Annotated in this window: 7 protein-coding genes and 1 pseudogene; 2 read left to right on the top strand and 6 right to left on the bottom strand. The window is 59.7% G+C overall.

The window, feature by feature from the left end; all coding sequences use genetic code 11:
- Complete coding sequence (locus HS103_06630; GenBank protein MBE7512471.1) at window positions 1-207, top strand: hypothetical protein; 207 nt, start codon at window positions 1-3, stop codon at window positions 205-207.
- A 674-nt stretch (window positions 208-881) separates the two neighbouring features.
- Here HS103_06630 and HS103_06625 read toward each other — a convergent pair.
- The 5 genes and pseudogenes from HS103_06625 to HS103_06605 form a co-directional block, all read right to left on the bottom strand.
- Window positions 882-3541, bottom strand: a pseudogene (locus HS103_06625) (valine--tRNA ligase).
- The gene (locus HS103_06620) at window positions 3538-4356 is read right to left on the bottom strand and encodes a class I SAM-dependent methyltransferase (GenBank protein ID MBE7512470.1); all 819 of its coding nucleotides are present in this window, start codon (window positions 4354-4356) and stop codon (window positions 3538-3540) included. The pseudogene HS103_06625 and the gene HS103_06620 overlap by 4 nt, the downstream one beginning before the upstream one ends.
- 644 nt (window positions 4357-5000) lie before the next feature.
- The gene (locus HS103_06615; GenBank protein MBE7512469.1) at window positions 5001-9386 is read right to left on the bottom strand and encodes a TIGR03663 family protein; all 4386 of its coding nucleotides are present in this window, start codon (window positions 9384-9386) and stop codon (window positions 5001-5003) included.
- A gap of 44 nt (window positions 9387-9430) precedes the next feature.
- Complete coding sequence (locus tag HS103_06610) at window positions 9431-9949, bottom strand: zf-HC2 domain-containing protein (protein ID MBE7512468.1); 519 nt, start codon at window positions 9947-9949, stop codon at window positions 9431-9433.
- A gap of 65 nt (window positions 9950-10014) precedes the next feature.
- The gene (locus tag HS103_06605) at window positions 10015-10620 is read right to left on the bottom strand and encodes an RNA polymerase sigma factor (GenBank protein MBE7512467.1); all 606 of its coding nucleotides are present in this window, start codon (window positions 10618-10620) and stop codon (window positions 10015-10017) included.
- A 203-nt stretch (window positions 10621-10823) separates the two neighbouring features.
- Between HS103_06605 and HS103_06600 the strand changes: the two genes are divergently transcribed.
- Window positions 10824-11600, top strand: coding sequence for a methyltransferase domain-containing protein (locus HS103_06600; protein MBE7512466.1), 777 nt, complete (start codon window positions 10824-10826; stop codon window positions 11598-11600).
- Between the two features lie 240 nt (window positions 11601-11840).
- Here the strand turns inward: HS103_06600 and HS103_06595 are convergent, their stop codons facing one another.
- Window positions 11841-13106: an MFS transporter gene (locus tag HS103_06595; protein ID MBE7512465.1), complete on the bottom strand. Its 1266-nt coding sequence runs from the start codon at window positions 13104-13106 to the stop codon at window positions 11841-11843.
- Window positions 13107-13202 lie beyond the last annotated feature (96 nt).

The raw sequence follows: 13202 nt of genomic DNA, 5'->3' as shown, positions 1-13202 counted from the left end.
GTGAGGGTTTTCAAGCCCCGAAGGGGTGGTCAGTTTCAGCCCGCTGCTTTAGCGGCGGGCGGCTGTCTGGGCGGGATGCGGGGAGGGCGCGGGGTTAAAACGCCCGCGCTAGACATGATCACCCCGTTGGGGCTTAAAACGGAATACACCGTGCGGCATTTGCCTTCAAGCCCCGAAGGGGTGGCTACTTTCAGCCCGCTGCTTTAGCGGCGGGCGGTTGTCTGGGCGGGATGCGGCGAGGGCGCGGGGTTAAAACGCCCGCGCTAGCGCCACCCCGCTGGGGCTTAAAGCGGAATACACCGTGCGGCATTTGCCTTCAAGCCCCAGGTGGTCAATTCAGCCCGCTGCTGGCGGCGGGCGGTTGTCTGGGCAGGATGCGGGGAGGGCGCGGGCAAAACGCCCGCGCTAGACATAATCACCCGTTGGGGCTTAAGCGGAATACACCGTGCGGCATTTGGCCCCGAAGGGGTGGTCAGTTTCAGCCCGCTGCTTTAGCGGCGGGCGGTTGTCTGGGCGGGATGCGGGGAGGGCGCGGGGTTAAAACGCCCGCGCTAGACATAATCACCCCGTTGGGGCTTAAAACGGAATACACCGTGCGGCATTTGCCTTCAAGCCCCGAAGGGGTGGCTACTTTCAGCCCGCTGCTTTAGCGGCGGGCGATCACAGCTGGCGAGGCGCGGGCTTAAAACGGAATACACCGTGCGGCATTTGCCTTCAAGCCCCGAAGGGGTGGCTACTTTCAGCCCGCTGCTTTAGCGGCGGGCGATCACAGGCGGCGAGGGCGCGGGCTTAAAGCGGAATACACCGTGCGGCATTTGCCTTCAAGCCCCGAAGGGGTGGTCAGTTTCAGCCCGCTGCTTTAGCGGCGGGATCACTAGGGTTTACAGCCCCTTCAGGCGTTCCTCCACACTGGCGCGTGCCTGAGTCAGATCGTTCAGTTTCGCCCGTTCTTTGTCCACCACCTCTGGTTTGGCGCGGGCGACGAACTGTTCATTACCCAACATTGCCTTCGCTTTCTCAATCTGTGCGCTGAGCGCCGCCAATTCTTTGGAGAGCCGCTCCCGCTCTGCCGCCAAATCAACCATGCCGGCAAGGGGGAGGTAAAGCGTCGTGTCGCCGGAAACCACCGCCGCCGCCTGCTCTGGCGCAGCGCCGCTGAGGACATCCAGCCGCTCGACATTGCACAAACGGGAGAAAATGACCGTCTGCGCGGCGATCCGCTCCGCCGACTCCCCGCTTAAAAGAGCGCTAATGCGCTTGCCCGGATCGACAGCATAGGTTGCCCGCGTGTTACGGATTTTCACGATCAGGTCTTGAATCTGGCTGAAGGCTGCCTCTGCCCCTTCGTTTCGATAGCCTTCGTCGGCGGTGGGATAGGTGTTGATGATCAACGGTTTTTCGCGCTTGGGAAGGTAGCGCCACACTTCCTCGGTGATGAACGGTAGGTAGGGGTGCAGCAGACGCAGCGCCGTATCAATCACATGGTGCAGCACAGCACGGGTATCGCGCTTTGCTGCTGCCTCGCCACCATACAAGGCGTTTTTGCTGATCTCCACATACCAACTGGCAAAGTCGTCCCACAGAAAATCGCGGATTTGCCGCCCGCCCTCGCCATATTGATAGGAGTCGTAGAGGCGGTTCACCGTTGCCACAACACCATTCAGCCGCGAGAGAATCCACGCCGAGGGCAGATCAAGGCGTTCCGGTGCGGGGAGCGTCAGATCAGCTTCTTCGGCAAGGTTACTCACCACCAGACGCGCCAACTGCCACAGTTTGTTGCCAAAGTTACGGCTGTACTCAATCGCCGTCTCGCTGAGGTTCATGTCGCTGCCGGGCGTTCCGCCCGTGAGCAGCGCAAAACGCAGCGAATCCGTGCCATATTTTGCCGTCACCAGCAGCGGGTCAATGACATTTCCTTTCATCTTGCTCATCTTCTCGCCGTGTTCGTCGCGTACCAAGCCGTGCAGATAGACGGTGTGGAAGGGGATTTTGTCGGTGAACCACAAGCCAGACATGATCATCCGCGCCACCCAGAAAAAGAGGATGTCGTAGCCCGTCTCCAAAATATCTGTCGGGTAATACCGCGCCAAATCGGGCGTTTCGTCCGGGTAGCCAAGCGTGCTGAAGGGCCACAAGCCGCTGCTGAACCACGTATCCAGCACATCCTCATCTTGGCGGAGGTCGTCGCGTTGGGGAAGGTCGCTTTCATCACGCACCACGTAGGTGTTCCCCTCGCTGTCGTACCACGCCGGGATGCGATGCCCCCACCACAATTGGCGGCTGATGCACCAATCCTTGATGTTCTCCAACCAGTTGTAATAGACTTTCTCAAAGCGCTCCGGCACGATCTTGATTCGCCCGTCGCGCACGGCGTCAATCGCCTTGCGTGCCAGCGGCTCCATCGTCACAAACCACTGCTCGCTGATCAGCGGCTCGACAATCTCGCCCCCACGTTGGCTGCGCGGCGTCGTGCGCATATAGGGTTCGGTTTTGATCGTCAGCCCCGCCGCGGTCATATCTGCCCAGAGCGTTTCGCGGGCAGCCTCGCGGCTGAGTCCGGCGTATGGTCCGGCATATTCGTTCAGCGTGGCATCTTTGTTCATGATGTTCAGGATCGGCAAATTGTGGCGCTTGCCAATCTCGTAATCGGTGAAGTCATGTCCGGGCGTCACCTTGAGCGCCCCCGTGCCGAACTCCCGATCCACCTGTTCTTCAGCGATCACGGGGATGCGCCGGTTCAGGATGGGGACAAGGGCATAGCGCCCGATCAGGGCTTTGTAGCGGTCATCATCGGGATGCACCGCCACCGCCACATCACCGAGGATCGTTTCAGGGCGGGTGGTTGCCACCGGAATCCCCTGATCGCTGTCCTCGATGCGGTAAGTGAAGTAATACAAGGTGGCGGCTTCGTCGCTGTATTCCACCTCCAGATCGCTGACGGCAGTTTGCAGACCGGGCGACCAGTTGATCAGGCGCGGACCGCGATAGAGCAGCCCTTGCTCCCAGAGCGTGACGAACGCCTCGCGCACCGCCTTCGAGAGCGACTCATCAAGGGTGAAGCGAAGGCGATCCCAATCGCAGCTTGCGCCCAGTTTGCGCAGTTGGTGAATGATTGTCCCCCCATATTTTTCTTTCCATGTCCAGGCCCGTTTGAGGAATTCTTCCCGCCCAATGTCTTGGCGGTGAATGCCCTCTTTGGCTAACAGCCGTTCCACCTGTAATTGGGTGGCAATGCCTGCGTGATCGGTGCCGGGAATCCACAGCGCCGCCTTGCCGCGCATTCGCTCCACGCGGATCATGTAATCCTCAAGGCTGACAAACATGGCGTGACCCTGATGAAGTTCGCCCGTCACGTTGGGGGGGGAATGGCGATGACGAAGGGTTTCGCATCGGGGGGGGCGCTTTCCGGCTTGAAATAGCCGCCCTGTTCCCATGCCGCATAAAGGCGCGGCTCTGCCTCGGCAAAATCGAAGTTTTTGGGCATTTCCAAGGCACTGTCGGCGCTTGGCGTTTTTGTCTGCGGGTTTGTCGTGTCGGTCATTCCGGTTTCCTCCCCGTGATCACAAGTTCCCATGTCTGTGTTTGTGTTTGAATATCGGCAAAGCCCGCCTCGGCAAGCAGCGCCTCCAGTTCGGCGCGGCGTAAGGCGCGGTAAAGGACGGGGTGACGGGTGACAGACCACTGATCACCCTTGCCGCTGACGATGAAGGTGTTGAAGGTGACGGTGATCGGGTCGGTATCGCGCCAATCCCATAGATCAAAGAGGATCACCTCTCGCGCTGCCTCGTCATGGACATGGCGGGGGATGAAGCGCGGACGATCCTCTAACAAAATATCAAAATCACGCATCCCGATGAGGACGATCCCGCCGGGGCGCAAGAGGCTGTAAAAGCCCCGCAGCGCCGCCAGAATCTCGGCATCGCTGATCAGGTGCGGAAGGGCGTTCCCTTTCGTGATCACCGCATCAAAGCCGCTGACGAGCTTTGTCGGAAGGGAGAGAAAATCGGCAGTGAGGAAGGTGATATCGTCCAACACCCCAAAAGCAGCGGCGTTTTCCCGCGCCTTTGCCAGCATCTTTGGGCTAGGGTCGGCGGCGGTCACCTCAAAATCGAAGCGGGCGAGCGGAATCGCTTGTGTCCCCACCCCGCACGAAGCGTCTAGGACGGTCTTAATGCCGCCCGCCCCGCCTTTTTCGCGGAAGATGCGCCGCAGCGCCCCGCCTTCTCGTTCCAGCGTCGCTTGCCAATCGCGGTAGAAGTAGGTGTAATCGCCGGCAATGGCGTCGTAGAAGGCGTTCGTATCCGCCTGCGTCATGGGCAGCGGGTCGGAGTCGCTGTCGTCTGGGCTGAGCGTCATAGAGTGATTTTGCCTTCCCCCACTTAGGAATTTGAACATGGAGACTCCCAATAAAAAACGCCCTTCGTCTCATTCAAGGACGAAAGGCGTTGAAACTGCCTTCGCGGTACCACCTTGCTTTCCCCACACCCCGCTAGGTGGTATGAGGACGCTCATTCAGCGCGATAACGGGCGAACCCGGACGCACTTCAAGCCGATGGACGGTGTTCGGTGCATCAACATGATCGGGAGCGACGTTCGGCATCGTTCGCGGGACGCCTTTCAGCCAGTGGGCGTGCCTCTCTGGAAACGCGACGTAGTGCCTACTCTTCTCTGTCGAAGTTATTGGCTATAGATTGTTGGAAGAAGTATACCATAAGTGGGGAAGGGGAATCTAGGGGGAAGGCGGATACCGACCGGCGACGGGCGCTAAGAGGTAAGACGCGGACGCCCCCAAGTGGGCGTCCCTACGCGGTGCGCGGACTTCTAGGCTGTGTTGACGTTTTGGTTCAGAACCCCTCTCTTTGTTTACGGGGTGGGGATTAGGGTTTCCAAGCCCCGAAGGGGTGGCTGCTCTTAGCCCGCTGCTAAAGCAGCGGGTGTTCACGGGCGGCGCTGGGCGCAATACCTTGCGCCCCTACAGGAATTACACTATACAACAGAACCTAGAAGTCGTCCGGGGTGGGGCTGGCTGCCTCTGGCGTGGTCTCGGTGGGCGGGAACAGCCCGCTGACCGGACGGACTAAACCGGGCAGCCGCGCCAACGGGAAGCGCAGCACCCGCGCTCCGCCCGCATCCGCCAGATAGATACGCCCTTGCATATCCACTGTGATTCCGCCTAGTGCGCCGAACTCATTGCCGGACTCAAAGGGGGCGACGCCAGAGCGCCCAAAGGACAAAACGGGCGTTCCTAAGGTGTCATAGACGAGGACGCGCCCGGCATCGGGGTCGGTGACGAGGAGATACGTCCCCGTATCGTCCAACGCCAGATACGGACGGTTGCCGCTGTCGGCGGTGGGCGTTGTGGCATACCAGCCCTGCACCTCCCACGAGCGCAGATGCATCCCGCCGAGGGTGAACACATCAATGCGCTTGTTCCAGGTGTTTGCCACAAAGAGTTCTTCGGTGCGGTTGTTCACCGCCACGCCAACGGGTTCATACATTTGCCCCGCCTGCTGCCCCTTCATGCCAATATCATAGAGGAAAGACCCCTCGCCGGTGTAAACGCGAATCCGCATGTTGCCCGTATCGGCAACATAGACGTGATTTTTAGCATCCACCGCAATGGCACGCGGACCGTAGAACGCCTGCGGGTTGGCGACGCTGGCGGGCGCACTGGCATCCGCCTGCCCAAACGTCCCCCAGGTGCGCAGCGGCGTGCCATCGGGGGCAAAGACCTGCACGCGGTGATTCCAGGTGTCTGCGACGAAGATCGTCCCATCGTTTGCTACGGCAATTCCCCACGGCTCGCGGAACGTCCCAATTTCGGGGAGGGCGTTCTGGGCGTTGGTGACTGTCGCCGTGCCAAACTGACGCTGGAGGACGCCAAATTCGTTATAGATGAGGATGCGGGCATTTTGACTATCGGCAATGTAGAGGTTGCCCTGTCTATCGGTTGCCACCCCACGCGGGTTAAGCATCGGGGAGGTAGGGTTGCGCAAGATGATCTCTGCGGTGCAGGTGTCGCAGCGGCGGTTGGCAAACTGATCCGCCGGCAAGCCGCCGACCTCTGCCCCACCCACGCCGAAATCCCAAATCTGCGCGGCAACATCCTTGCGGATGAACAAAACGACGCGATCTGAGACGGGCCACGTATCTTCTTCAAACTTCGTGTTCGTATCGCCCGTCATGCGTTGGTAAGCCTGTGTATAGCGGGTGTAATCGCGGTTGAGCCAGATGTCCCACATGGCTTGGCGCATCTGCCCATCGCCAAGCGCATCGTCCACGCGCTTCAGCGTCAGCCCAAAGTATTCTTGCATGGGCCACCACAAGCGGACATAGCTCCGTTTGTAGTATTTGTTCCCCAACAGCGGCTCAATCTTGCGGGCGTTTGCCTCCCCAACGACGATTGCCACATGCTGTTCAATGTCGCCCACATTATCCGCCTCGCCAATATAACGCCCATTGGGGAAATTGCGGAAGTACCACGAGCCGGGCCACGAAACAAGGTTGTCATATGCCATCGAGAGTTTCAGCCCGTCTGTTGTGCGGCGGCTGATGTATTCCAGATCGTTCAAGATTTCCTTGTTGGACGGGGCGGAATGGGCATAGACCATGAATTCCCGCGCCGAGTCGTAGTTTTGATAGGCTGCCATGAACGCCGCCCGCGCCGTGACGAACCCCAGCAGGGTGATCACGCCGATCATTCCGACGCGGATCATTTGCCCTGTGCCAGCCCCCCGCCACAGGCGGTAAATGGCGTAGACCAACACGCCACTGAGGAGGATTGTGCCAAGCCAGGTGAGCGTGCGCGATTGGTTTGCCAATGCCAACTGATCAAAAGGCGAATTTCCGGTGACGAACGGGCTGAGGATGCTAACAACGCCCACAATCAGGATGGGGACAAGGATCACCAGCGCCCATGTCCCCCGCCAGAAGGTTGTCCAATTCACCTTTTCTAAGAGAAGTCCGGTATACCAGCCGGTGAGCAGGCACATCGGCAGGGTGATGTGGGTGGTGAGCCAGGGCATTTTCTCGCCAGAGAGCGTCAGGGCGAGAAGGATCAGCAGCGCCCAATAGCCAACAAAGGTGAGGAAGTGCGGTTTTGCCATTTCCTCAGCGGGAATGTTCACTACGTGGGCAATCACTTCTGTGCCAAGCAGCCCTTCGCCGCGTTTGGGTTTCTCTTTTTCCTTTTCGCCCCAAAGCCGGTAGGCTTCCCCTACCAGCGGTATGGCAGCGCCGTCCTGCGCCAGTTGTTCAAGATCAACCGCGCTTGATTCGGCGTCGTGTTTCAGGTTCTCGGCGTCCTCGCTGAGGGCTTCTTCCGCTAAGGGCGCGTGTTTCATGAAGGATGTCGTTCGCGTGTGGAGCGCTTCACCACCCTCTGCGGCGGCGTTGAGCGCCTCGCGGGTGCGCCCCGCCCGGAACTTCCAAAACGCCCCTAAGCCCACCACCCCCGCCAGTGCCGAGCCAATGACGGGCAGAAATTCGTAGATGGGCAGTTGGATGATCATGTAGTAGTACTGTGGTTGGCTGCCGCGCCGGACGCCCTGCTGTTCCAGCCAGTAGCCAAGCGAGCCGACGATCCCCGTGAACACCCCTTCTGGGTTGGTGAACACGGTGGTGTAGAAGAAGGCGAAAATGGCGTAAAAGACCCCCACACACAGCACCCATACGCCCGGACGCCACGCCAGCCCCGCCGCCGCCGAGACTGCCACAAAGGGAATCAAACCGAGGATGCAGGCGCTGACTAAGTTGGGATCGGAAAAGCCGCCATCCAGGGGGTAGCCCGCCTGATAAATAGGCAGCGCGGCAGACCAGGGCAAGATCAAGGTTGCCAAGAGGATCAGAATGTCAAACATCGGGTAGCGGCGCATCTCTTGCCAGAACGTCGTGCGGACGCGCAAGAAAGCGATTCCGGCGATTGCCAGAATCGCCACCACCCACGAGCCAAAAATCCACATGTTATCGAAAACAGGCGGGTTGTTTTCCTTGACAATGCGGCTGCGTTCTTCAACGAAAATGAGGACCAAACAGACGGCGGCGGCAATGGCGATGATCGCCATAATGTCCGCCCAGGGGACTTGTGGCAAGCGGTAAAACCGAACCGCCGCCGTCGCCAAAAGGATGAAGGTTAGGCTAAAGACGAGCAAAGCGATCCAAAAGACCAAGCGGGTGATCATGTCGGTGGGGTGCATTTGCGAAGGGGGCGGAATGGCGGGCGCCCCCCCTTCCACTGGCGGCGGGAGCGTTGCCAGATTTGTCTCGTAGGTTGCCCACGCTTCTTGCGATTGGCGGATTGATTCTGGCGTCAGGATGCTGAGGAAATTGGTCATAATCAGGGCGGCAGTTGTCCCCATCAGGACGCCGACAAGGACGATCCGCAGCCACGAATCGCCGCGCCGCCCGATCTCGCGGACAAGCGGGGTGATCGGCTGGTGCAGCAAGCCCGCCCACAAAACGCGGTAGACGAACAAGGCGCCCAAGCTGATGAACAGCGCCATTGGAACGCCGATTAGGATGGTTGCCGACATCAGCAGCGCATCTTGGGACAGTGTTGCCCCTTCCCAAAGCGTGATTCCCTCGACGGGGAGCTTGTTACGCAGATCAATGACGACGAGCAGCACCGTGGAACCAATGCCAGCGAGGGGCAAGACGAGCGTCCCAATCAGCGTCCAACCCGCTGCTTTGCTCAGTTCCCCGCGCAGCCAGCCTTGTCCCATGTTAAAGACGACGATCAAGCCGGCGAACAAGACAAAGATGAGGACGTACATAAACGCCGTCTCTTTGGAAGCAAGGTTGAGCAGCATTGCCGCCGAGAGCAGCAGAAGATGGAAGACCTGACGGGGGCGAATGCCATCGACATAAGCGAACATGGCGTAGACCATCAGGATGGTGAAGAAAATGGCGGGCGTGTCCTCCCGTATGTAGCGATGGTGATAGAGCAGCATCGGACTGATCAGAATAAAGACGGACGCCGCCATCGCCCCATACGGTTTTAGCCACCGCCTGAACAGCAGCGGCGGCATCAGCACCATGATCACCCCCAACACAGCGGGGTAGATGCGGGCGCTGAAATCGCTATCGCCAAAGAGGAAGTAATCGAGCGCCGTCATGTGGAACAACACGGGTCCATGCATAAGCGGCGTATGCAGGTAAATACCCTTCGCGAATAAATCCCAACTGTATTTTGTGTGCAAGCTCTCGTCATGGCTCATGACGCGATCACCGAGGTTGACAAACCGCGTGAAAATCGCCAAGACAAGGATCACCGCGTAAAAGGCGAGTTCCCAGTTGATCGTATAGGTGCGGGAAAGGGCGGCATTCAGCGGCGCGGCGCCATCCTCGCGGATATAGGTTGGGTCGTTAGGGGCGGGAAGAGTCGTCATGATTACCTTAAGGTTGATTTCTGATACAGACCGTGTGGCACGGCTTAACGGTTACGGGCGGCGGGCGGGACGGGTGAGGGTCCCGGCGGCTGGACGGTAGGCGGCGCATAAGCGGCAAGGCTGGGCAGCGGCGCGACGTCTGTCCCTTCAAGGTAGCCAACGGGCGGCTCGGTGACGATGGGCGTCCATGTCGCCTGCACCTCAGCGGGAATGGGCTGAAGTGGCGCGGCAACGGCGCTGACCGACGCACCCAAAATGGCGGAGGTCAGAATTGTGCTGACGATCATCACCGCAAATGCCGCTGTGTAACTTCCCAAACGGGAGATGACGCGGCGGGGCATTCGGGCGGCGCTGAGGACGGCGGGAAGAAGGCGGGATAACTGTCCCCGTTTCGGCGTCGTTTTTTGCCGCAAGAGATGGCGCAGGTCGTCCGTCAGGCGCGATTCATGCTGAAGCGCCTCGCGGCAGGCGGCGCAGCGGGCAAGATGCTGCTGAACACGCTGTCGTTCAGCGGGGGGCAATTCGTGGCGAAGGTAGCGATCTAAGGAACGCCGAATGTGCATGAGTGAGACCTTTTCACCTTAACGACGTTTGGAAGAGCATTTCACGGAATTATTCATGCCTATGCCTAATACGCAAACTGCTCCAACAGGGCGGCGTCAGCTTCGCTCAACCCCGCCCGCAGCGCCTGATGTGCCAAGCGAACACGGCTTTCGGCGGTCTTTTGCGGGCAGCCCAAAATATCCGCCATCTCGCGGTAGGTGAGGTCTTTCCCATAGCGCAGGGCGAGCGCCTCCCGCAGGCGGGGGGAAAGACGGGCAAAAGCACGCGCCAGAGTCTCGCGGGCGTTGCTCCACTCCGCATCGGCATCGGGGGAATCGTCGCCAGCGGGTTCTAAGCCCAAGCTGAGCAAATGGGAGAGCCGCACCGTGGGCAGCCATTTTCGCCGCCGCGCATTCCGGCAGCGGCTGACGGTGATGTGGTAGAGCCACGTCCGAAAGCCCGCCCGCCGATAGTCGTAATCGGGCAGCGCACGGAAGGCGTAAACCATCGACTCTTGCATGACATCCTCGGCATCGTGCTTGTGAAGCAAGATCGAATATGCCAAGCGATAGACGCCCGGGGCGAACTGGTCATAGAGCGCCGCATACGCACTCTGATCGCCGCCTTTCGCCGCCTCGATCAGGGCAATCGTATCGCTATTGGGTGGGTGAGGTTGGTGTGTTCCGTTCATCGGGTGAATCATACACGCCGCAGATGAGAAATCCTTAAAAGTCGTTGGGGAGGTGAAGGGGAAAACTATAGCAGGGCATGGGGCGAATAAGCAAGGGGGACATCCCCCGCACCCTCTTTTCGATACCTATTGTGGCGTGTTTTCCCATGCGTTATCGTTGAAGGGATATCCGCTTTTTGGGGGAAAGAGATCACCTAACGACCATGCCCTGGAATCCTGATCGGTATCACCAATTTCAAAAAGAGCGTTCCGCCCCCTTTGAGGATGCCCTTGCCCTCGTCACCGTGCGGGCGGGGCTGCGCGTTGTTGACCTCGGCTGCGGGACGGGCGAACTGACCCGCCGACTGGCGGACGCCCTCCCTGACTGCGATGCGCTTGGCTTAGATTCATCTGCCGAGATGTTGGCAAAGGCAGCCCCCCACGCCCGTCCGGGTCTGCGCTTTGAACAGGGGTCGATTGAGGACTTCGCCAGCGGAGAGGGAGAGGCAGACTACGATCTGATCTTCTCCCACGCCGCGCTGCAATGGGTGGACGATCACCAGCGGCTGATCCCGCGTTTGTTTCAACGGGTGCGCTCTGGGGGGCAGTTCGTCGCCCAGATGCCGCATAACTTCAGCCACACGGCGCACCGCCTGATCCGTGACACCGCCGCCGAAGCGCCCTTTGCCGCGCACTTAGGGGGGTGGTCTCCCATCCCTATCCGTGCTGTACTGGAGATAGATCGTTACGCAGAGCTATTTTTCGCGGCGGGGGCAGCAGCAATCACCGTTTTCGAGAAGGTCTATCCGCACCTCTTGGCAGACGCCGACGCGGTGGCGGACTGGACATCGGGGACGGCGCTCGTCCCCTATGCCGAGCGCTTGGGGGATGCTTATCCGGCGTTCATGGAGCGCTATCGGGCAAAACTGCGCGAGGCGCTGCCCGAATCGCCGCTCTTTTACGGGTTTCGGCGCATTTTGTGGGGCGTCACGCGCCAATAACCCCGCACCGCGTAGGGACGCCGCCGCGCCCTGTCGCCCGCCCCTAAAGGGGACGGGCTAAGATTAACCACCCCTACGGGGCTTGAAAGGCAGCGACATCACAGGGCGATTTGTCTTTCCAAGCCCCGCCTCTGTTTTGCCTCCCTTTCCCTGTTTACGGGGAAAGGGGCAGGGGATGGGCGTTCTTCCCCGCATCCCTGTAGGGACACCCCCCTGGGGCGTCTGGTTGCGCCCGTCGATTTAGAGAGCATTTCCCGTTTTCTGGCTTTGCCCTTCTTGCCCCTCTTGCAGACTCCGCCCATACAAGCCGAGCGCGGGCAGCAGCAAAAATCCCGCCAAGACAAGCGCCGCCCGCACGCTGAACCGTGCGGCAAACGCCCCCACACCGGGACCTACCGCCATCTCCCCAAAGGCATCCGCCTGCCCGTTCATGCTGAGGACGGTGGCGCGACTGTTCGAGTCAAGGCTCTGGTTGATCCACGCCGTTGTAAGGGGGTCGTGGACGGTGCGCAAGGCGCTGATTGCCAGCGTGATCAGAGCGGCTGCCCACCAATTTCCCACAAAGGCAAAGCCGATCACGGCGGCGCTGAGGAATCCACTGGTGATGAGCAGCGCCCGCGCCACCGCCCGATGGTGAGCGGTGTTCACGCGGCGGCGCGTCCATTCCGCCGCGCCAATCCCGATCAAACTGGCAGCAATGGCGTGAAGCCCAAACCATGCCACAGGCTGCAAGGTGGGCGTTTCGGGAAAGCCCACCGTATCGATGATGTGTTTTTGCCACAGGCGATCAAAGCCCTCGCTGAACGCCCCATGAACTACCGTAATCAGCAGAATCGTGATCAGCACCGGACGGGCGCGGACGGCAAGCACCCCATCGCGCAGCGTCCCGCGCATGTTCGTCAGCGGGGCAAAGAGTCCACGCCCGGTGCGCGGTTTCGGTGTGTAGCCGTTCTCGGTCATGCTCAGCGCTAAAAAGATGCCCAAGAGGATGGAGAGGATCGCCCCGACGAAAATAGGGAGAACCAACTGAAGGCTTCCCAAAATGATCCCGACGACGATTCCAGCAATGCCCGCCGCCGCCCCAAACTGCGAACTGCGCAGGTACAAGCCCGCCGCCCGTTCCTCCCCGATCTCGTCAGCAATCCACGCATCCGTTGCCCCGCTGGTGAAGGTGTAGCCAAAGCCCCAGATAATCTGCCCAATATAGACAGCAGCAGCGGTAGGAATCAACACCATCTGGACATAGCCTAGCCCAATCACAATTTTGCCGATGATGATTGAAAGACGGCGGCTGTAGAGATCAGCGACAATGCCGGTGGGAATCTCGAACAGGAAAATGGCGACTTCAAGCGCCGTCCCCACCAAGACAAGTTGAAAGGGATCGAGCCGAATTACCGTGATGTAGTAAAGCATCGTGCTGGTGAACATCACTGCAAAGGTGAAGGCGGTTGCGGCATTCAAGAGAAGGTAAAGTGCAGCGGGAGGAATACGCCGCAGAGCGGGCATAATGTACCTTTCGAGGTGACTCTAACGGAACTCTAGCGGAAATCCTACCACGATTTGTTACGATCAAAGGCACCTGATTCGCGTCATTTTGCTTTT

It is taken from the genome of Anaerolineales bacterium (assembly GCA_015075625.1).
Lineage (GTDB): Bacteria > Chloroflexota > Anaerolineae > Aggregatilineales > UBA2796 > UBA2796.
The sequence above is the reverse complement of the archived record's forward strand: the minus strand, read 5'-3'. Positions and strand labels throughout refer to the sequence as shown.

Bases quoted from the DNA above. Each gene is read 5' to 3' on its own strand.
- HS103_06620 (MBE7512470.1), bottom strand. From the start codon at position 4,356: ATGACGCTCAGCCCAGACGACAGCGACTCCGACCCGCTGCCCATGACG.
- HS103_06615 (MBE7512469.1), bottom strand. From the start codon at position 9,386: ATGACGACTCTTCCCGCCCCTAACGACCCAACCTATATCCGCGAGGAT.
- HS103_06610 (MBE7512468.1), bottom strand. From the start codon at position 9,949: ATGCACATTCGGCGTTCCTTAGATCGCTACCTTCGCCACGAATTGCCC.
- HS103_06605 (MBE7512467.1), bottom strand. From the start codon at position 10,620: ATGAACGGAACACACCAACCTCACCCACCCAATAGCGATACGATTGCC.
- HS103_06600 (MBE7512466.1), top strand. From the start codon at position 10,824: ATGCCCTGGAATCCTGATCGGTATCACCAATTTCAAAAAGAGCGTTCC.
- HS103_06595 (MBE7512465.1), bottom strand. From the start codon at position 13,106: ATGCCCGCTCTGCGGCGTATTCCTCCCGCTGCACTTTACCTTCTCTTG.